The organism is Bacillus horti (genome assembly GCF_030813115.1).
Classification (GTDB): domain Bacteria; phylum Bacillota; class Bacilli; order Caldalkalibacillales; family JCM-10596; genus Bacillus_CH; species Bacillus_CH horti.
Map to the genome: position 1 here is coordinate 181,247 of NZ_JAUSTY010000008.1, position 20,064 is coordinate 201,310.

Sequence of the window (20,064 nt, forward strand, 5' to 3'; positions counted from 1 at the left end):
TCAGGCATGACAAAATAGATACAACCCTCATTTTCCTAGGAATGTGGGGTTTATATAAAGGAGCTTTCCCATTAGGGGAGCTCTTTTACTCTTTGACTTTATTTTTACTTGTTAAGCTCATCTTATATAGCCTCTTCATGTTAACGAATTGCTTGTTACATAGAATTTTAAAGTTAAACCGCTTCTTCAGACTTCTTATCAGCCTCAAACTCTTTTTTGGCTTTCATGAAGTTTTTTGTATACACGATGCTAGACACGAATGAGAATAGAATAGCCGCCCACAGGACTTCTTGACCATATGGGAGCTGGAACATAAGTAGAACAAAAGCAAAATAGAAGAACACCGTTGTGGCTTTGCCTAGTACGTTTGCTGCTAGAATCTTGTACTTTTTTAGGTGGAAAAAGACCGAGGCGACAATCATCGCTATATCTCGGAAGAAAAACACCCCTGCCGCTAGCCATGAAATTCTGTTATCGATAACAAAAGACAGGATGACCGCAAGCATCATAAGTTTATCAGCTAATGGGTCTAATAGCTGCCCTAAATCGGTTATTTGATTATTTTTTCTAGCCAGATAGCCATCTAATATATCACTTAACCCTGCAAGGATAATGATTAAAAAGGCATACAAATTAGCTAACGCTAAATCGGAAAAAAACAAAACAAAATAAAGAGGAATAAAAAAGAACCTAGCTATTGTGATGAGGTTAGGAATATTCACTTGGTTCTAGCCCCTTTCCTTATGCGTGGCAAAAGCTTCGGTCGTGACCGAAGCTTTTAGATGACCCATTATATGTGACTGATTTTAACGTAGCCGCTTATCTTGTAAAAATTAGATCATAAAGATGCTTCCATGTGCCAATGTTAAAAACATCACCGACACTGCCTTCACCTATGATACTATATCCAACTACAAGACCAAAAATAACGGAGAACACGAAGCAGAAAATGATAAAAAACCATTTCGCCACTGAACCTAGCGCCCGCTGACCTAAGCTTCTCTTTTTCTTCCTCTTTTTCTTGGGCTTCTGCTTTGAAGAAGCTCCGTTTTTCGAAGGAGTAGCTTTTGGATCCGTTAAGGTTGCTTGGTCCTGCTTATGTTCAGATTCTTGAGTTGTCATCTTCTAAACTCCTTTATTATTGGACACTAGCTACTCTAGTTGTAGGTTAAGAACGTATTGTGTTAGCTAGCCCCATCATATCATCCGCTAAGGAGATCGCTCTAGTTTGAAACTGAAGTAACCTTTGCGCAGCGAGTAACTCCGTTAGCTCCTGAGTAAGATCGACATTAGACATTTCTAATGCCCCCTGTTGTATAGCATATCCTTCTCTGGCTGTTAAATCAATAGGGGAAATAACATCGGCATTCAATCCTTGTGTATTCTCAAGACGGAATAAGCTTTCTCCCACTCCAACTAACAAGTCAGGTCTTGCTATTTCCATGATTTGTAGGTTGGACGTAGCTGGTACAGTTGTACCGTCTGCTAGCTCAATATGGATTTCTCCTGCTGGAGAAACATTAAAGCTCTTATATTCCGAGCTAAATGTAATTGGACCATCACTTCCCAGAACCACATCCCCCTGAGACGTCACAAGCATCACATCGTCCGTATCTGTTTCAGGATCGAAGCCAGGATTCCTCACCACTTGGAAGGAACCGCTCCGTGTATATAAAGTTTCCGTAACAGCGTCTCCATTTTCGTCCGTCGTAGTACGTTGAATAGGAAACCATCCTCTTTCTCCTTGAATCAGAAAATCAAAATGACGTCCTGTCTCTTGAATAGCTCCCTGACCTAAAAATACGGTCGTTTGCCCAATTCCCACTCCTGAACCCAAGCGGATGCCATCCGGAGTAATACGTCCCATTTCTTTTTGTGGATGAGGCTGGTTCGTTACCTCTTGAACAAGAAGCTCTTGGAAGGTAGCGTTTCTTCTTTTGTAGCCTGCTGTCCCTACATTGGCAATATTATGAGAGATCGTGTCGATTTTTTTCTGCACCTGATTTAAGGAATTCGCTGCTGTAACCATGGAAAAATTCATTTTTTTCACCTGCTTCGGTTTTTACTTATTACTTATTGTTGTTTTATTTGATTGCACTGCTTACTGTGTTTCATTTGATGTGGCGGCGGTTGACCACATGTATAGATTTACCTCTGTTGACTAAGCTACCTTACTTTACACTCGGCCAATTTCAGTAACGGTTTTCTCTAGGCTCCGATCATACGCCTGTAAAACACGTTGGTTTGCTTCATATAATCTATACGTGCTCATCATTTCAGTCATTGTCGTTGTCAGATCTACGTTTGATCCTTCAATAAATCCTTGTCTAACCTGAAAATTATTTCCGTTCACAAACCCAACAGCTGCAAGATCCTGTAGAGCCCCTTCACCTTCAAAACGATATAGGCTGTTCCCTTCTTTTACAAGCTGTTCAGGCTCCTCTGTATAGGCTAATGCAAGCCTTGCAACAAGATTTTCTCCTAAAGGCGTGATCTGGTAAATGTCACCTGCCGCTGAAACGCGGAACTCTCCACTTAAGATCTGAATGGGCTGCTGAGCGTTGTTAAGCACATAGTAGCCTTCACTCGTTGTTAGATACCCTTGCTCATCAAGAGAAAACTGTCCGTTTCTTGTATAGCGTGTCTCTTCCGCACCAGTCTGAACTGAAAAAAATACATGCCCTTGCTGTCCTGTTTCTGGATTCAGAATATTAGGATCTACTAAAGCAATATCCAAAGGACGTCCTGTCTCACGAAGGTCACCAAGTCTAAAAAGCGGGATTCCCTCTTGAGCATAGACTCCCGTGTGTAAAACTCCAAGCGGTGTCATACCTTGCGTGGTTGGAACCCCTGTACCGTCCACATTAAACCCTTGTTCATCCCGAACGCGGTGCATCAAGATATCTGGAAACGCACGAAGGACAGTATTATCCTGTTTGTAGCCCGGCGTATCTACATTGGAAAGATTGTGATTCAGCTGCTCCTGCTTCCGTCCACTTGCCACCATTCCAGAGGTAGCGGTATAAATTCCTCTAAACATCTGTTCACCTCAATTTGTTTTCCCTAAACTGGTCTATTACTACTATTATCGTCCAATACAAAGAAAAACTTTAATCCTATTCCTAGGCTTTCACAAATTGATCTAAATTCTCTAGCATCATACCTGTACCCCTTGCCACACAAGTCATAGGGTCTTCAGCGACAAGCACAGGAACCTTTAATTCATCTGCTAAGAGCCTGTCCAATCCATGAAGCAGGGCTCCTCCACCCGTTAAAATAATGCCCCGATCAATAATGTCAGCTGATAGCTCAGGTGGCGTTTTTTCCAGGACGCTTTTGGAGGCTACTACGATACTGGCTACTTGCTCCTCAAGCGCTTCGTAGATCTCAGATGATTTTATAGTAATGGTAAGAGGAAGACCACTTACCATATCTCTTCCACGTATGTCCATTTCCTCCTGACGACCATTTGGATACACAGTAGCAATGTTTACCTTTACATCCTCTGACGTCCGATCTCCGATAAGGAGCTTATATTTAGATTTTATGTAGCTTTGAATTGCGTAATCAAAACGGTCTCCAGCCACTTTAATAGAAGAGGCGGTGACGATATCGCTCATGGATAGTACAGCTATATCCGTCGTCCCACCGCCGATGTCAACAACCATGTTACCGCTTGGCTGAGAAATATCCATTCCGGCTCCAATCGCTGCGACCTTTGGTTCTTCTGCTAAGTATACCGGCTTACCGCCACTTTTTTCTGCTGCTTCTCTGATCGCTTTCTGCTCTACTGAAGTAATATTGGCTGGGCAGCAAATGAGAATTCTAGGTGCTCTAAAGAAGCTTTTTACTCCTATTTTATGAATAAAGTGCTTTAACATCGCTTCTGTAATTTCAAAATCTGCAATCACACCGTCCCTTAGCGGTCTGACGGCTACAATATTTCCTGGTGTTCGCCCAACCATACGATGTGCCTCATGGCCAACCTCTAACACTTTTCCAGACTTCTGATCTATCGCTACAACGCTTGGTTCATTCAAGACGATTCCTTTGCCTTTTACATGGATGAGCACGTTTGCTGTGCCCAAATCAATCCCAATATCCCTACTAAACATCCTTTATCCTCCCTGTGTCATTCAACGATACGTTCATCATCCTTAAGAGACTCGTATAATTCGATTATTTTCTATAGTATTTATTCGCTACGACTAGGGAATTCTCCTTTTTTCTACAAAGAAAAACATTTATTTTTTGTGATATTTTGTGTAAAAATTGAATCCTTTGTCCTCAGAAACTGTCATTAAGATTTTATTTCAATAAATGACTCCGCCAGCTTCGGCTTGCCTGTGTGTTTATATTTAATTTTAGTCGCCTCTCCCCCCCTTAAATGACGCACAGATTTATGATATTCCAAGATCTTTCGGACTTCATTTGCTAGTTCTGGATTTATATCGGGTAGTCGTTCAGTTAGATCCTTGTGCACTGTGCTTTTTGACACACCAAATTCTTTTGCGATCGTGCGAACCGTATTACGCGTTTCAACAATGTACAGAGCGATCTTTAGGGTCCGCTCTTTGATGTAATCGTGCACTCCCCTCGCCTCCTGAGTTCAATTTAGTCTGATACATTATATTGGTCAAGGAGGGCATATATTCTATAAATCCAAGCCTGACAAGCTAAAAGAATTATTTTTTTTTATAAAATGCTGTCCTTTCCTTACGGTGCCTGACATGTTGTTAGACTCGTCCATTGCAGTAGACAAGGTTAGCAAGCTTTAGTAGACAAGGCTTACAAGCTGTGGGTGGAGAGTAAGTGGCTGTCGGACAAGACATACAAACTGTGGGTGAATAGCAACCGACTATCGGACAAGACATACAATTTTTGATGTGATGAGCAGGCAACTGGTAAGACCAGACTTACAGCTTTTGGTGTGATGACTGGGCGGCTGATAAGAGAAGCTTCTAAGGCTGACGATATACATATTTCTAGCAAGATTAGCTTGTGGTTTATGGCATAACTAGGTTCGCATAGAAGGATTAGTGCCATTTAGTTATGCCTTATTAGATCCATTCAGATGAATTAGTGTAATGTACTTAAGCCTGATAAAATCCGTTCAGATGAATTAGTGAGCTATGACAAATTATCAAATTGACTTCTAACGGTCATTTCAGACCCTTAGACTGGTTTTTTACTTCTTTTGATTTCTAACGGACATTTTAGACCGTTAGAGAGCAAATTATTCTGATTTTTATCCGATGAACCTTCTAAGGTGCAACTTTGTCCGTTAGAATTAACAGCCCTCAAAAAAGCATGGCTAAGATGCCATTTTGTCCGTTAGAAAAAGAGCTTGAATCAAGCCCCTTCTCAAACTACAAAATTGCATAAAAAGGCACCTGTCCCCACCAAGAACTGCACCCCGATTGTAAGACACAACCAACAATTGGAGATGCAATTTTCTATGGTGGAAAAGGCGCTTTTTGAGTTAACCTTTTTCAAATTACAAAGTACTTATTCTGCTGCACGCAAATATTTATTTGGATTAACCGGTTCTCCATTCTCATGTACTTCAAAGTGAACATGGACACCTAACTCCTTGTGCAGTTCATTGCGTCCAGCCTGACCAATCACATCACCTTGCTGTACTCGATCACCTTCACTTACTTGTACGTGCTCTAGACTTTGATAAACGGTCACTAGCCCATCCTCATGTTCAATTTCTACGTAATTCCCAACCAGTGGACTTTTATCTGCTAGAATAACCGTCCCTGAAAGGGCCGCATGAACATCAAAGCTTTCCACCTGGTCTTCCATAGCAAAGCTCACTCCACGACTAGGATAAAACGTATTATCGTATTCAACCATAGCCTGCAGGTTATCCTCCGCTGAGCTGACATCCTCGAAGTAGCTTAACACCACTTGCACGTTAACGTTATCGGCTACAGGCCGGATCATATCCTCCTGCTGGGTGTTTACAGGCATGGATTCATCGTCCAATGCTGTATCATCATCACGTTCTCCTACATTTACGTCATCTTCTGTATCAAACCCTAGCTCATTGGAATCAATGGCAAAATCGTTAGGGTTCTGATACCACGTAATGAGGGCAAGTATAAGAGCTGCAGCTACTAGATAGATGGCTGGGAAGAACCATTTCTTTTTGATCATTTTTTTCCATCCAGAAGAACCAGTCGAGCTTGGATTTGGGTATTGCTCTTCTTTCTGCTCTTCTGCAGGGTTGTTTTGATTTTGATCTTCTTTCATTTTTTCATCACCTCAGCAATCATTCTTGCCAGAATACTAGTGTTTATACATGCTGTGTGTGAAAATTTTTAGTGTACCCTTGAACGAAGATCTTATCCCTCTTCCCTATTGCCAGAATCTTTAATTCCTCGAAAAAAAGACCTGATTCTTTCAGCCACTAGCCTTGGCTGCTCTTGTGCCACAAAGTGCCCACCTGTATGCAGTTCTTCCCAGCTTAGAATAGTAGGAAAAAGTCGTTCAACATACTCTCTTGGCGGGCGTTCATGTGGCTGAGTAGCTGTTAAGGAAACACCTATAGGGACGGGAGAGCGATCAGTTGGCCCTGGCCACTTTGTATGCTGACCTTCAAAATAGTAACGATTCGCTGCGTTTATAGTTTGAGTAAACCAATAGATTGACACATTAGCTAGTAGGTCTTCTTTGTTGAAATGCTCTAACAGCTCTCCGCTTGGCGGGCTTGTCCAGAGGTACCATTTCTCTAGAATAAATGCGGCCAATCCTGCTGGTGAATCATTTAGTGCATACGCTAGCGTTTGGGGCTTAGTACCGAGAAGATGAGCGTAGCCACCTTCTTCGTTGTACCACTTCTTAGTGTAGGAGAGAAAATTCCGCTCCTCTTGAGAAAGCTTTTCGTCTGCTGAGATATATGGGCTAGGATTTCCAGGCGATGTTGTATGATAGCCTATGACCTGTTGTGGGTAATCCAAGCACAGCAAGCCTAAAACACTAGCTCCAAGATCATATCCGTGCGCAGCAAACTGGTTATAGCCTAACCCTTCCATTAGCTTCACTAGTAAGTAGGCTGCTTGTCGATCCTCGAAGCCTGCTTGCCTAGGGGAGGATGAAAATCCATGTCCAGGTAAGGATGGGATAATGACATCAAATGAGTCCTCTGGATCACCTCCAAACCTCTCAGGATGCGTCAGATATGGAATAAGATTAAGCATTTCATAAAAAGTACTTGGCCATCCATGGGGAATGATAAGGGGAGTTGGATTTGGTCCGCTTCCACGCTCATAAATAAAATGAAGCGCTATCCCATCAATATCTGCTTGATAATTGGCATAGGAATTGATTCGATCTTCAACGTTCTTCCAGTTAAATTCTGTCTTCCAATAATGGAGCATATCCTTCATAAATGCCAAGGGGATACCGTACTCCCATTGCGCCTCTTCTATTTCATCGGGCCATCTTGTATTCTGTAGCCTCTTTTTTAACTCTTCTATTTCTGTCTTATCAACACGAACAGTGTAAGGGCGGATATTCATATCGTATATTCTCTCCTTTGTATAGTAAGATGTCATATAGCTGGATTTTTTGCTAAACTAATAACGATAGATGATTAGAGAGTAGGGCTGAATGATTAGCTAATAACAATAACTAACCTATTAAAAAAAAATAAATGGTTAATAACCACTAAAAATATTTTAATGGTTAAGTCATTGGAAGTCAATTAAGTGTAGGAGCATTGTTATGAAAAATGAGTACAGCGAGCTTGAATTGATAGCCGATTTTATAAACACATATGACAAACGTAGGCGTTTCGAAGGAGACACGGGAATAGATCATCTCCAAAAGCCTGATCAGCTTTACAGCTGGCTGGTGGGGCAACAGCTTATTTCTAAACAAGACATGATCTCTGAAGAAGATCTCGAATTAGCTTTAAAGCTTCGAGTCGGAGCAAGAGAAGCCATTATGAATCATGACTCTTGTAATGACATTGAGGTATGTAAAGAGGCATTGCTAAATGAACTGGCTCAATCCTTTCACTTCTACCTAGTTTTCGAAAAAGGGTACGCCTTTCATAAGTCTACGGAAACAGGTGGAAAAAAAGGGGTAGCCAGCTTACTTGCTGTCATATTTGAAATAAAGAGGAACGGGCTATGGTCCCGTCTAAGGGTTTGTTCAGCAGAGGACTGTCAGTGGGTTTTTGTAGATCGTTCAAGACCTGGGACAGGGAAATGGTGCTCCATGAAGGCTTGTGGTAATAGGGCCAAAAACAAGACTTTTAGACAAAAACATAAACCCCTTGAATCTAACTCCTAAATGTACCAAAAACACCCTCACGTTCATCGTTTACGCGAGGGTGTTCACTATATAATTTTGATTATTTTTTACCTATAAAATTTTGTTTAATCGCTTAGACGAAAAGATGCTCTCCTATTTTTGCACGATCCAGTCCCGATAATCCTGCACGTCTATCCCTTGGTAATAATATTTTACTATTTCTTCAGCACCGTAGCCTTCTTTAGCCATGCCGTTTGCTCCCCACTGGCTCATGCCTACACCATGACCCCAGCCTTTTGTACGAATCACCAATTCTTGTCCATCAAGGTTAATATCAAAATGAGAGGAAGATATCTCTAATTTTTCTCGCAGATCCTTTCCACTAAACGTCTGATCACCGACCTTCACTTCCTTCACTCGGTTTCCAGCCGTACGAGATAATATGGCAGCAACAGGCTGATCCTGATTCGTGCTAGTCGTTTGAGTGAGTGTTACACCAAGCTTTTGCTGAAATTCCTGTATCCCCATTCGTATAACCTCTTCAAACCTAGGCGATTCCTCATCCCACGGGCTTTCAACACTCCGCAGATAAGGTAGCTCTGCATTCCAATAATCCTCAGAGTTTTCGGTGTACCCGTTAGATGTAGAAAAAAAAGTTGCTGTGATAGGCTTACCCTCATACGTTAGAACCTGTCCTACCGTTTCCATAACAGCCTGCTGAATCTTATTTCTATTTCTTTCATAATTAAATCCCCAACGCTCTTGGAGCTCTTCTTCATTTAAGTAGACCTGATGCTGAATCGTATCCGTCACCAAGGCTCCCTCAGGTACATCTGAAAAATCCTTTTCTACTAGGCGGCGGACAATATACGTCCTTGCAGCTAGCGCCTGAGCCTTTAGTGCTTCCAGCTCAAAATCAGTGGGCATCTCTGCGGCAACCACGCCTTGAATATACTCCTCTAGGTTAACCTGTTCAATGATTCCTTTGGCTTCTCGATAGACGGCAACTGTTATGATGGGGCCTTTTGTTGCTTGGGTCTGTTCTACCTGCTGTACGGTAGGCACCTCTTGAACTTGTCCAACGCCCTGTGGTATAAATTGGACAACGATCGCTGGAATGACAAGAATACATACAAGTATAATGGATGTAAATACGACTACTGACTTTACCATTTCTGATTCACTCCTATATCTGTTTTTTCGAAGATGGACAACAACATCTACCTCAAAACATGATATGAAAGGAATGAATGAAATATGATGATTGAATCTTTGAATCTATTATTTTTTTAATCAGAAAGCTAGTGCCTCCACAGCAGGAACATTATATCCAGACTAGTTTTTTAGTTTCTTGAGCTCGGCCTCTACTTCCACAAGCCTAGACTCCATATTACTTAGACGTCTATTTATAGCATAAAACATAGGGGAGAAAACGATAGCAATTATAATAACCCATCCGAATCCCATCACAAATCACTCCTTCTAGGTTAAACTGTACAATACAGAGCATATCATCTACACTTAATAACCGTAAAGCCACAAAGGAGGACCACGACAATAATGAATATTTTATCAACAAAGGAGCTGTCGCAGGATAGCCTTATCGACTTTTTCACTGAGCATTGGGGTAGCCCCGAAATGGTCATATCGAGCGGTACATACGACTGCAGTACGTTAGACGGATTCGCTGCTTTAAATCAAGAAAAGCAGATTGTTGGACTCGTTACTTATATCTTGAAGGAAGCAGAATGTGAAATCATTTCTTTAGACAGCTTAGAAGAAGGAAAAGGGATCGGGACTTTATTGGTACAAAAAGTGGAGGAAGCTGCTCTTCAGCATAAACGGAAGGTGATTACCTTGATTACAACCAATGATAATTTGCACGCCTTAAAGTTTTACCAAAAACGTGGATATATGTTATCAAAATTGCATTTGAATGCGGTAGAAAAGGCTAGAGAAATTAAGCCTGAAATTCCTATGGTCGGAAATGACGGAATACCTATTAGAGATGAGATTGAGCTTAGGAAGGCGATGGCTATTGCTAAGCTCTGACAATCTCTCCGGCTTCTTGCTTTGATAAGTATATGATTTGAATGTATCCCTATTTTTCTAGGTACAAAGTGTCAAATAGGTTTGTCCACTTATATGTCAAATGCAATAATACACTTAATTTTATATTTTCTTTACTATAATTGGATTCTAAATGCGAAAATGCACTTATTTTTTAAAAATCAATAAAAAAAGTGATATTTATACAAATTAATTGCACTTTTGCAGTTAATATATTTTTCATGAAAAATGTTGTGGTGTTAAGTGTATTTTTGCATTTAATTTCTTAAATTTAGCTGGTTTTGTTGGTTTATTTTTTTAAGCATCCATGTTTGCCTCTGATAAAGAAAGATATCATTCCACCAACCGAATGCAACAAAAAGCACTTAGAGGTTTCTCAATCCCTAAGTGCTTATCTTTCACAAATTTAAATTGATAAAAAGTTTTTCTTATACACAGTTTTTTTAACTTTGCATTAACACATGGTTGGAAAGAATTTATTAAAAACTCGCTATACCTATAAAGAAATATTAATTAAGCAAACGAAGCGGAAGGCTTCACCGCAGCCGTTAAGGCTGGTGCAATTTCTTTTTCTACTTCTGCTTCTGTTACTGTGAAATGCTTAGTACGACCTTCAGCATCCACACGCTCTAGCTGAGCGCCAATTCCCATAAGCTTCTGTACGATGTCCTCATAGCCTCGATCAATATGCTGTAGCCCACTAACCTCGGTAAAGCCTTCAGCTACAAGACCAGCTAATATCAGAGCCGCTCCAGCACGTAAATCTGTCGCTGTCACCTTTGTACCTTTAAATGGTGTAACTCCTTTAATAAAGGCTGAGCGTCCTTCAATTTTTATATCTGCGTTCATACGCTTGAACTCTTCCACGTGCATAAAGCGGTTCTCAAACACCGTTTCTGTGATGACACTAGAGCCTTCAACTGTACAAAGTAAAGCAAGCATCTGAGCTTGAAGATCCGTTGGGAATCCAGGGTGTGGTAAGGTCTTGACGTCCACAGCCTTTAGCTTTTTGCCTTCTGCATTGACCTGAATGCCGTCTTCCTGCTCCTGAACCTCGACACCCATTTCTGTTAACTTCGCAATTAAAGGATATAAATGATGGCCAATTGCCCCTTCAATAAATAAATTACTTCTGGTTAACGCAGCAGCGATCATATAGGTTCCAGCTTCAATTCGATCTGGAATGACTGTGTGTTGAACTCCAACGAGCTCTTCAACACCTTCAATTCGAATGGTCCCTGTTCCTGCTCCCCGAATCTTTGCTCCCATAGCATTCAAATAGTTGGCAAGATCAACAATTTCAGGCTCCTCCGCAACGTTTTCGATGACCGTTGTTCCTTCGGCCAAGGCGGCAGCCATGATAATGTTTTCCGTAGCACCAACACTTGGGATATCCAAATAAATCTTAGCCCCTTGTAGCCTTCCATCCACCTTAGCTTCAATAAAGCCGTTACCTAGGGTCACTGTAGCTCCTAATGCCTCAAAGCCTTTAAGGTGCTGGTCAATAGGTCTAGAACCAATCGCACAGCCCCCTGGTAAAGCAACTTTAGCTTTGCCAAAGCGAGCTAATAATGGCCCCATGACTAAAACGGATGCTCTCATTTTACGAACAAATTCATATGACGCTTCGGTTTGTAGCTCATGCGTTGCATTTATCGTTATGCGTCCCTGCTGGAAGCTTGCTTCTACATTTAATTCCTTTAGTACTTGTATAATGGTGAATACATCATCTAGTGCTGGAACTTCATCAATCATGCTATTTCCTTTGGCTCCTAGAATCGATGCGGCAATGACAGGTAAAACAGCGTTTTTTGCTCCGCTCACTTTTATTCTTCCTGACAATCGCTTCCCACCATGGACAATAATTTTATCCAATTCATTCCCCTCCGCGTATAAGACTTGTTGAACCTGTTAATGCTCTGTTAAGATTAGCGGATAACCTAGGGTTACTCGGGTTTGTTCAGCGATAGCATTGTAACGTGCAGATAATTGTACGTTCGTGATATCTTGCCCTACAGAAAGGATCTGATTTCCCCAAGCCGGTATATATCCTGTTACACTTAGAAAATTCGTATCTGAAACAACATGTGAAAGGTTTCCATTATAGGCATCCATAATCCAATTTGTGAAGGTATCCTGTGCTTGATCCAAATGTAAGAGCATTGGATCTGCTACTCCTTCTATCGTTGTAAATACTTCATATTCAGGCGTAAATTGTTCACTAATCCGTTCTTCTAATTCTTCTATGTGAGGCACGTATGTATCCCACATATTGATGGATTTATCCCCTGACCAGACCAAGATAAAATTCGTGATACTGTGTCCTTTGTGGGGGTATGAGTAGAGCTGGAGTTGTAGAACAGTATCCTGCTCCTCTTTTGTCCAGGACTCTTGAAGAATCGGATGATCTGAAGCAAAATTATTCTTCATCAAATCAGCTTCAGAAGTATCTTTCTCACCAAATGGGCGAGGCGATGAGTTTATCCAAGCCAAAGCGTTCTCCTGCTGCTCATAAGGGATCTGTCCTCTCCAAACGACCGACCACTTGAGCTGCTCTAGCCCTTCTTGTTCAGCAACGCTGTAAAGCTCCTGAGTTATTTCTCCTATAGACGGAAAAGCTTGATCTATTGTCATACTATGCACCTGTAACCCAGTGTGCGCCAAAAAAATCAAACACAACCCACTTAAACCACGTTTCACCCAGCTTGCCTTCAAACGTTTTCCTGACAACGTCATTTTTCTCTCTCCTCATCGTCACTTTCTTATTCCCATTTTCTCCATCTTACAAACAGACATACTTGAAAAAATCTGTCTTTTCTCGACATCTTGTCGAAAAATCCTTGTTAATGGAGGGGAAATCCACGATGAGTTTAGGTAAATAAAGTTGTCCAATTTTTTCATTATCAGCTTACACGACATCAGAATATGTATCTTAGCATAGTGGTCCAGTTCAAATATTCTATAAAAAAGCTAGCTACACCATGTCCGATAAAAACGGAGAGTAAAAGCTGTAAAAGCTTGGCTTGTACGCTGTTCACATTGCGGATAAATAAGTCAAACTTAAACACCTGCAACGCCCACCAGCTAATGGCGATAAACACAAGCGAAACAACCATATTAAACATGGCCGCACTAGCTAGTGCATTTCCAGCAGCATCCCACATACGAGCACCTCTCTTTATTTCACATATTCATTTATTTTATTTCGACAATTTTCATCCAAGTTCCTTTAAATTCCTTCAAATGACTTTAAATATACCTTATAGGTAATCATTACAATGTGAATGACTACACGAAACCTTACAGCAATAAAAACCTCATGAATCCATCAGAAAAACTTTGATAAAAATTCATCACTAAAATTCATTTTAGTAAGTACTCGTGCAACACAAAAAACATCGTCATAAGCAGACTAAATAAAAGTCCTAGCTCCATCTTCCAAAGCTAGGACTTTAATCCTTGTCATCTTAGCATATTAAGTTTATCTTAGGACAGTTTAATTGTAAAGTGGTTATTTTGTGACCACTTCCTTAACCAACCTTATCGATTTACGATTTGAAAGATCTCGTTCACATTAAAATTCGTATCGATAAATTGGATCGCACCTGAAGGCATAATTCCTAACAGGATAGTACCTACTAAACAGATCACAACCACAACACCTATACTTGGCGCTAAGCGTAATGGCTCTTCTGTCTCGCCTGCACGCATGTACATTTGACGAATAATTTTAAAGTAGTAATAGTAAGAAATAACACTTGTCAGAATCATTACAGCTGGCAGCCAAATGTTACCTGCCACGATTGATCCCATGAAGATGTAATACTTACCAAAAAATCCGGCAGTGATTGGTAGTCCCGCTAATGAAAGCAAGAACACCGTCATAGCTAAGGCCGTTAAAGGAGAGCGATGATATAGCCCTGCGAAGCCTTTAATATCCTCTGTACCTGTTTTACGTATAATCGTTTGAATGATGGCAAACGCACCAAGATTCATGAATAAATACGCTAGTAGGTAGTAAAGCATAACATCAAGCAGAATACCGCTCACGACCGTAAGGGGAACAAGGATATACCCCGCTTGAGCAATACTTGAGTAAGCAAATAAGCGTTTGATGTTCGTTTGCTTGAGGGCCACTGTATTCCCGATGATCATGGAAGCAGCTGCCGCTAACCCAATATAGAACGCTACATCATAGATAAAGAAGTCTCCTACCTCAGGGGCAAGTCCTGTATTCGCATAAATCGGTAAAAAGCTAACTAGGAAAAAGCGTAAAATCATCGCAAATCCAGCTGCTTTAGATACTACGGACAAAAATGCTGTAATAGGAGTTGGTGCTCCTTGATACACGTCCGGTGCCCACATATGGAAAGGAACAGCTGAGATTTTAAATGCCAGACCTACAAAAGTTAGGATCGTAGCGAAATAAATCAGGAAATCATAGCCTTGGTTAAAAGCAAAGTTTAAACCATTTGCGATTTCGAATAAATTTGTTGTTCCAGTTAGTCCATAAATGAAGGACATTCCGTATAGCATTACAGCCGTAGCAATCCCACCTGATACAACGTACTTAAACGCAGATTCATTGGACAAAAGATTTTTCTTTTTGATTGCCACGAGAATGTAAGAGGAGATGGATAACAGCTCAAGACCGACAAACATTGTAATCATATCGGCCGAGGACGCTAGCATCATCGCTCCTAGAATACCTGTTAGCATAAGGTAATAATACTCACCCTGATACTCAATTTCATTTTTCCTATAATCATCCATAGCCATGATAAAGACTAATGCAGCACCACCAAGGAATAAAAGCTTAAATCCGTTAGCAAATCCGTCTAAGCGGTACGTGTCGTACAAAATCTCTTGTACGGGCTGACCAATGTTTTGAAAGACGAAAAAGATAGCAAGCAGGATACCGCCAAGTCCAATCCAAGCAATGATTTTGCGGTTCACTTTTTCCTTCATGAATAAATCAAGTAAGGATAAAAATGTAGCTAAGCCTAGGATAGTAAATTCAGGAGCCATAATCCTCCAAGGATAACTTAAAAGCGTTTCTAAATCCATTTGGTTACCCTCCTATCCTAGATAATATAGTTTGTACGGAAACATCTAAGGTCTCGCTTAAAATGCTTGGGTACACACCAATTAAGATAATGAGACCAAGCAGAACAACCATTGGAATGACTTCAAAGCCCTTCGCATCTGGTAAAGCTCCCAGTCCTTCCTTCGTTGGCCCGAAGGTTGTGTTTAATACAGCACGAAGTAAGTAAACAGCCGTTAAAATAATTCCTAACACCCCAACAGCAGCCACAATCGGCATCGTTTCAAATAGACCTAAGAACGCTAAAAACTCACTGACAAATCCACTCATTCCTGGTAAGCCAAGGTTAGCCATCGCGGCAGCAAGCAGGATTCCTGAAATGAATGGCATGCTTTTAGCAAGACCACCTAGCTCTGGAATCATCGTTGTTTTTGTACGCTCATAGATGATACCGATGATAAAGAACAACAGGGCAGAAATCAGACCATGAGAAATCATTTGGAATACAGCCCCTTGTAATCCACTGTAATTGAGGGCAGCAATCCCTAATAGGACGATTCCCATGTGTGAAATACTTGAATAGGCAAGAACCATTTTAAGATCCTTTTGTACGAAAGCAAGCACCGCACCATACAAGATGTTAATGACGCCTAATATCGCTAAAAAGAACGCAGCTGCCGTTACCTGCTCAGGAAATACACCTACCCCGATACGCATTAATCCGTAGCCCCCAAGCTTTAAGAGAACCCCAGAGTGAATCATAACAATAGCTGGTGGTGCTTGAACGTGTACCTTAAGCATCCAAGTGTGTAGTGGGAAAATCGGAAGCTTGATCCCGAACGCAATAAGTAATGCTACAAACACACCTAGCTTAAAGCCTTCTGAAAGTAATGGAATATCATTGACAAGCATTGTTAATGCTTGAATATTCATCGTGCCTGTCGTCATAAACAAGGCAACAAAAGCAATTAACATAATGGCTGAACCGATTCCGTTATAGATTAAGAAGGTGTTGGCTGCCTTTTCCTTCTTTAAAAAGCCCCATATTCCGATTAAGAAGTACGTCGGAATAATCGTTAGCTCGAAGAAAATAAAGAACAGGAATAGGTTCATAGACATGAACACACCGAACATTCCCACCTGAAGTAGGAAGAATAAGATGAAGTATTCCTTCCAGCGCTTTTTAATGTAGATAGAGGCTAAAGCTGCAAGCAGACCGATAACCGCGGTAAGCAATATTAAAGATACCGCTAAGCCATCCACTCCAAGCTCATAAGGAATTTGCAGGTATTGCTCTGTCCCCGATTGAACACTAAACTCAATCCATGTAAAGGAGTGCTCAAATTGATACCCTTCCGCATTAAAGTCAAACGCTACAAAAAGCACTAAAGACAATAGCAACGGAATGAGGGAAGCGATAATTCCAATACTTTTAATGACACCAGCCTTCTGCTTATTGACAAAGCACAAAGCCAAAACACCTAATAGCGGGGAGAATACTAATATCGTTAAAAGATAATCCATAAGATTCATCCTACACGCCCCCCCTGATTAAGAATACGACGAGCAATAGAACAAATCCTAAAAAGATTCCTATCCCGTACGTTTGAACCTGACCGTTCTGAAACTTAGCCCCGATACTTCCAACACCTTGTGTCACAGAAGCAGCAAGCTTAACTAATCCGCCAATAATGAACTTGTCGAATAGCGCTAGGAGGGAACCAAGTCCTTTTAATCCACGAACGAAGACAAAGTGATACGCTTCATCCACGTAATATTTACGATAAACTGTTTGGTATAAGGCAGGAACCGCCTTAGCCAAGCCTTCTGGACGAATGGAATTCTTCCAATACATCGCTCCAGCTAACAGAATCCCTAATACAGAAGCTCCAATCGCTACAAACATAATCCATCCAGGACCATAAGCCTCTGCGCCATACGTTGGAGCTGGACCACTCACTAACCAATCCCCTAAGAATGTACCGAACCAGTGTGTATGTGTAAATCCAGCAAAAATAGCTAGGACACCAAGTACAACCATAGGGAAAATCATCGTACCTGAAGACTCATGTGCTTTTCGAACATGCTCACTTCTAGCTTTGCCCGTAAAGACCATGAAGAATAATCTGAACATATAAAACGCTGTGAAAAACGCTGCAATAACAGCTACCCAAAACAGTCCATAGCGTCCGTCTGCCCATACGCTAAGCAGAATTTCTTCCTTCGAGAAGAACCCAGCAAACGGAGGAATACCGGCAATCGCCAAGCATCCAATTAGAAAGAGTGGTGCCGTCCATTTTAGTTTCTTATATAAGCCACCCATTTCACGAATATCCTGAGTATGAACCGCATGGATGACACTTCCTGCTGCAAGGAATAACAGTGCCTTGAAAAATGCGTGAGTCATTAAATGAAACACACCGGATACATACCCTGCCGCTCCTAAAGCAAGCATCATAAATCCAAGCTGACTGACCGTTGAGTAAGCAAGTACTCTTTTAATGTCGTTCTGAACAAGACCAATAGATGCGGCAAAAATAGCCGTAAACGCACCTACGTAAGCTACCACATTAAGTGCAACCTCAGATGCAGCAAATAATGGAAACAAAGCCGCTACCAAGTAAACTCCAGCCGCTACCATCGTTGCCGCGTGAATTAAAGCACTGACAGGGGTAGGTCCTTCCATCGCATCAGGAAGCCAGGTATGCAATGGAAATTGCCCTGATTTTCCAATAGCTCCGACAAAGATAAGTAAAGCAATCAGTGTAACGATACCGCCATCTAGCTGATTTTCCTGAACAGCCTGGAAGATCACATTTAAATCAAAGCTTCCTACGTTCCAGAAGATCAGAATAATACCGATGAATAATCCTACGTCACCAATACGTGTAACGATAAACGCTTTTTTCGCTGCTGCCTTTGCCTCTGGTTTGAAATAGTAAAAACCAACAAGCAAAAAGGAACAAACCCCTACAAGCTCCCAAAAGATGTACACTTGCAGTAGGTTAGGCGATAAAACTAAGCCTAGCATTGAAAATGTAAATAAGGATAAATAGGAATAGAAGACTGGATATCTTTCGTCTCCCTCCATGTAGCCTCTTGAGTAAATATGTACTAGTAAACTAACAAGAGTCACAATGACTAGCATTAATGCATTTAATGGAGTTACTTCAAACCCCATGGTGATAACCCTATCCCCTAGTGAAAGCCACTCTAGCACCACAGGGATATGTTCGTCAATTCTTATCCTCTCCAGTAAGGTCATAACCGCTATGACAAACGATCCTCCCATAAAAGCTATTCCTACCCATGCGGAGGCTTGCTTTAGCTGGCGACCAAAAGCCACAAGTAAAATAAAGGCTAAGAGCGGAAGGAGAGGTATTAACCAAGCATATTCAATCATTCGTTTCTACCCCCTATCGCTTCATCAAGTCCATCTCATCTACATTCACCGTAGCTCTGTTACGGTACAAGGCGATTAGAATGGCTAGTCCAACAGCTACCTCAGCAGCGGCTACAGAAATAGTAAAGATGGTGAAGACCTGTCCTGTAATATCAGGATGTAGCCCTAATTTGGCAAAGGCAACCAAATTAATATTTACAGCATTAAGCATAAGTTCAATACAGATTAAAACCATAACTGAATTTCTTTTCGTCAGCGCTCCATACAGTCCGATACAAAACAAGAACGCAGCTACGATTAGGTACGTTGCTAAAGGTACACTAGTCACTCTTTTCACCTTCTTTTGTTACGACTGGGTCATCCTTCTTAGCTAGAATAATAGCTCCGATTAAAGCTACTAAAAGAACAACAGACACTAGCTCAAAAGGAATAACATATTTGGCAAAAAGCTGCACACCAATTTCAGCCGTATTCGATTCAACGAAGCTCTGATTTTGAGGCGTCCAATTAATCGAAAAGATTGCTTTAAGCGAGATTAAAAAGAAGCCTACAACAATGAGTCCAGCAAAAATCTTATGTCCTACCCTACGTGTTTCATCCTGATCATCATGCTTAGTTAGCATGATTCCGAATAGCATAATAATCGCAACGGCTCCACCGTATATCAAGACCTGAGCAAAAGCGATAAATTCAGCCTCTAGCAGAATGAATAGCCCGGCGATACCTAGAAACGTTAGCGCAAGAGCGATGACCATGTGGACAACCTTCGTTAGATTAATCATCAATATGGCTCCAGCTAACGTAAGCACAGCAAGCACTAAGAAGGCGATCATTTCACCACTCACGGCTTATTCACCTCTCTTGTGCTGTCCGTATTCTCATGCAACCACTGTAGGTCCTTAAACAGATCATCCCTGCTATAGGAGGAAAGCTCGAAGTTGTTAGACATAACAATCGCTTCTGTCGGACAAACCTCGGTGCATAGGTCACATAGAATACAGATTTCAAAATTAATGTCATACGTATCGATAATTTTCTTTTTGTTGTTCGGATCCGGATGTGGTTTACCTGTCAGTTGGATACAATCTGTGGGACAGATGGCCGCACATTGGTTACACACGATACATTTTTCAGGATAAAAATGCTGAATTCCTCTAAAGCGGTCAGGCATTTCTACCGGCTGATCAGGATAAGAATAAGTGACTTTTTTCTTTGCTAGATTTTTGAGGGTAAAACCTAAACCCTTCACTATACCAAGCATGAGATCACTTCCTTTAGT

The 20,064-nt window shown here is 41.2% G+C and carries 20 protein-coding genes; 2 read left to right on the plus strand and 18 right to left on the minus strand.

Annotation, left to right across the window (positions count from 1 at the left end):
- Positions 1–173 precede the first annotated feature (173 nt).
- From pgsA to J2S11_RS11375, 8 genes are all read right to left on the minus strand, one after another.
- On the minus strand, positions 174–722 hold the full coding sequence (gene pgsA / locus J2S11_RS11340; RefSeq protein ID WP_307394608.1) for a CDP-diacylglycerol--glycerol-3-phosphate 3-phosphatidyltransferase: 549 nt from the start codon (positions 720–722) through the stop codon (positions 174–176).
- Positions 723–819: 97 nt separating this feature from the next.
- Positions 820–1,122 (minus strand): DNA-directed RNA polymerase subunit beta, encoded by a 303-nt coding sequence (locus tag J2S11_RS11345; protein ID WP_307394610.1) that lies wholly within the window; start codon positions 1,120–1,122, stop codon positions 820–822.
- A 46-nt stretch (positions 1,123–1,168) separates the two neighbouring features.
- Positions 1,169–2,041: a flagellar hook-basal body protein gene (locus J2S11_RS11350; RefSeq protein WP_307394612.1), complete on the minus strand. Its 873-nt coding sequence runs from the start codon at positions 2,039–2,041 to the stop codon at positions 1,169–1,171.
- 135 nt (positions 2,042–2,176) lie between these two features.
- Complete coding sequence (locus J2S11_RS11355; protein ID WP_307394614.1) at positions 2,177–3,040, minus strand: flagellar hook-basal body protein; 864 nt, start codon at positions 3,038–3,040, stop codon at positions 2,177–2,179.
- Positions 3,041–3,122: 82 nt separating this feature from the next.
- Entirely contained in the window at positions 3,123–4,115 is a 993-nt protein-coding gene (gene mreB, locus J2S11_RS11360) for a rod shape-determining protein (protein ID WP_307394616.1), read from the minus strand.
- A 185-nt stretch (positions 4,116–4,300) separates the two neighbouring features.
- Entirely contained in the window at positions 4,301–4,591 is a 291-nt protein-coding gene (spoIIID, locus tag J2S11_RS11365; RefSeq protein WP_307394618.1) for a sporulation transcriptional regulator SpoIIID, read from the minus strand.
- 917 nt (positions 4,592–5,508) lie between these two features.
- On the minus strand, positions 5,509–6,261 hold the full coding sequence (locus J2S11_RS11370) for a M23 family metallopeptidase (RefSeq protein WP_307394619.1): 753 nt from the start codon (positions 6,259–6,261) through the stop codon (positions 5,509–5,511).
- 92 nt (positions 6,262–6,353) lie between these two features.
- Positions 6,354–7,529, minus strand: coding sequence for an epoxide hydrolase family protein (locus tag J2S11_RS11375; protein WP_307394623.1), 1,176 nt, complete (start codon positions 7,527–7,529; stop codon positions 6,354–6,356).
- A 205-nt stretch (positions 7,530–7,734) separates the two neighbouring features.
- Here J2S11_RS11375 and J2S11_RS11380 point away from each other — a divergent pair, with 205 nt between their 5' ends.
- Positions 7,735–8,307 (plus strand): CGNR zinc finger domain-containing protein, encoded by a 573-nt coding sequence (locus J2S11_RS11380; protein WP_307394625.1) that lies wholly within the window; start codon positions 7,735–7,737, stop codon positions 8,305–8,307.
- Between the two features lie 114 nt (positions 8,308–8,421).
- Here J2S11_RS11380 and spoIID read toward each other — a convergent pair whose 3' ends face one another.
- A complete protein-coding gene (spoIID, locus tag J2S11_RS11385) occupies positions 8,422–9,441 on the minus strand; it encodes a stage II sporulation protein D (protein ID WP_307394627.1) in 1,020 nt (339 codons plus the stop codon).
- Positions 9,442–9,828: 387 nt separating this feature from the next.
- Here spoIID and J2S11_RS11390 point away from each other — a divergent pair, with 387 nt between their 5' ends.
- A complete protein-coding gene (locus tag J2S11_RS11390; protein WP_307394629.1) occupies positions 9,829–10,320 on the plus strand; it encodes a GNAT family N-acetyltransferase in 492 nt (163 codons plus the stop codon).
- Positions 10,321–10,851: 531 nt separating this feature from the next.
- On the opposite strand, the gene murA is transcribed toward J2S11_RS11390, so the two are convergent.
- The 9 genes from murA to nuoI form a co-directional block, all read right to left on the minus strand.
- A complete protein-coding gene (gene murA / locus J2S11_RS11395) occupies positions 10,852–12,213 on the minus strand; it encodes a UDP-N-acetylglucosamine 1-carboxyvinyltransferase (RefSeq protein WP_307394632.1) in 1,362 nt (453 codons plus the stop codon).
- A 36-nt stretch (positions 12,214–12,249) separates the two neighbouring features.
- A complete protein-coding gene (locus tag J2S11_RS11400; RefSeq protein WP_307394634.1) occupies positions 12,250–13,074 on the minus strand; it encodes a YwmB family TATA-box binding protein in 825 nt (274 codons plus the stop codon).
- Between the two features lie 182 nt (positions 13,075–13,256).
- Positions 13,257–13,502, minus strand: a complete 246-nt coding sequence (locus J2S11_RS11405; RefSeq protein ID WP_307394636.1) for a DUF1146 family protein — start codon at positions 13,500–13,502, stop codon at positions 13,257–13,259.
- A 376-nt stretch (positions 13,503–13,878) separates the two neighbouring features.
- The gene (gene nuoN / locus J2S11_RS11410) at positions 13,879–15,405 is read right to left on the minus strand and encodes an NADH-quinone oxidoreductase subunit NuoN (RefSeq protein WP_307394638.1); all 1,527 of its coding nucleotides are present in this window, start codon (positions 15,403–15,405) and stop codon (positions 13,879–13,881) included.
- Between the two features lie 4 nt (positions 15,406–15,409).
- Positions 15,410–16,915 (minus strand): complex I subunit 4 family protein, encoded by a 1,506-nt coding sequence (locus J2S11_RS11415; RefSeq protein ID WP_307394640.1) that lies wholly within the window; start codon positions 16,913–16,915, stop codon positions 15,410–15,412.
- 1 nt (position 16,916) lies between these two features.
- Complete coding sequence (gene nuoL, locus J2S11_RS11420) at positions 16,917–18,785, minus strand: NADH-quinone oxidoreductase subunit L (RefSeq protein WP_307394642.1); 1,869 nt, start codon at positions 18,783–18,785, stop codon at positions 16,917–16,919.
- A 13-nt stretch (positions 18,786–18,798) separates the two neighbouring features.
- Positions 18,799–19,113: an NADH-quinone oxidoreductase subunit NuoK gene (gene nuoK, locus J2S11_RS11425; RefSeq protein WP_307394644.1), complete on the minus strand. Its 315-nt coding sequence runs from the start codon at positions 19,111–19,113 to the stop codon at positions 18,799–18,801.
- A complete protein-coding gene (locus J2S11_RS11430; RefSeq protein ID WP_307394646.1) occupies positions 19,106–19,630 on the minus strand; it encodes an NADH-quinone oxidoreductase subunit J in 525 nt (174 codons plus the stop codon). The genes nuoK and J2S11_RS11430 overlap by 8 nt, the downstream gene beginning before the upstream one ends.
- Positions 19,627–20,046: an NADH-quinone oxidoreductase subunit NuoI gene (gene nuoI, locus J2S11_RS11435; protein WP_307394648.1), complete on the minus strand. Its 420-nt coding sequence runs from the start codon at positions 20,044–20,046 to the stop codon at positions 19,627–19,629. The genes J2S11_RS11430 and nuoI overlap by 4 nt, the downstream gene beginning before the upstream one ends.
- Positions 20,047–20,064 lie beyond the last annotated feature (18 nt).

What these genes read in the sequence shown, in the direction of transcription:
- J2S11_RS11345 (WP_307394610.1), bottom strand. Translation starts at nt 1,122, where the DNA reads ATGACAACTCAAGAATCTGAACATAAGCAGGACCAAGCAACCTTAACG.
- J2S11_RS11350 (WP_307394612.1), bottom strand. Translation starts at nt 2,041, where the DNA reads ATGAATTTTTCCATGGTTACAGCAGCGAATTCCTTAAATCAGGTGCAG.
- J2S11_RS11355 (WP_307394614.1), bottom strand. Translation starts at nt 3,040, where the DNA reads ATGTTTAGAGGAATTTATACCGCTACCTCTGGAATGGTGGCAAGTGGA.
- mreB (WP_307394616.1), bottom strand. Translation starts at nt 4,115, where the DNA reads ATGTTTAGTAGGGATATTGGGATTGATTTGGGCACAGCAAACGTGCTC.
- J2S11_RS11370 (WP_307394619.1), bottom strand. Translation starts at nt 6,261, where the DNA reads ATGAAAGAAGATCAAAATCAAAACAACCCTGCAGAAGAGCAGAAAGAA.
- J2S11_RS11375 (WP_307394623.1), bottom strand. Translation starts at nt 7,529, where the DNA reads ATGAATATCCGCCCTTACACTGTTCGTGTTGATAAGACAGAAATAGAA.
- J2S11_RS11380 (WP_307394625.1), top strand. Translation starts at nt 7,735, where the DNA reads ATGAAAAATGAGTACAGCGAGCTTGAATTGATAGCCGATTTTATAAAC.
- spoIID (WP_307394627.1), bottom strand. Translation starts at nt 9,441, where the DNA reads ATGGTAAAGTCAGTAGTCGTATTTACATCCATTATACTTGTATGTATT.
- J2S11_RS11390 (WP_307394629.1), top strand. Translation starts at nt 9,829, where the DNA reads ATGAATATTTTATCAACAAAGGAGCTGTCGCAGGATAGCCTTATCGAC.
- J2S11_RS11400 (WP_307394634.1), bottom strand. Translation starts at nt 13,074, where the DNA reads ATGACGTTGTCAGGAAAACGTTTGAAGGCAAGCTGGGTGAAACGTGGT.
- J2S11_RS11405 (WP_307394636.1), bottom strand. Translation starts at nt 13,502, where the DNA reads ATGTGGGATGCTGCTGGAAATGCACTAGCTAGTGCGGCCATGTTTAAT.
- nuoN (WP_307394638.1), bottom strand. Translation starts at nt 15,405, where the DNA reads ATGGATTTAGAAACGCTTTTAAGTTATCCTTGGAGGATTATGGCTCCT.
- J2S11_RS11415 (WP_307394640.1), bottom strand. Translation starts at nt 16,915, where the DNA reads ATGAATCTTATGGATTATCTTTTAACGATATTAGTATTCTCCCCGCTA.
- nuoL (WP_307394642.1), bottom strand. Translation starts at nt 18,785, where the DNA reads ATGATTGAATATGCTTGGTTAATACCTCTCCTTCCGCTCTTAGCCTTT.
- nuoI (WP_307394648.1), bottom strand. Translation starts at nt 20,046, where the DNA reads ATGCTTGGTATAGTGAAGGGTTTAGGTTTTACCCTCAAAAATCTAGCA.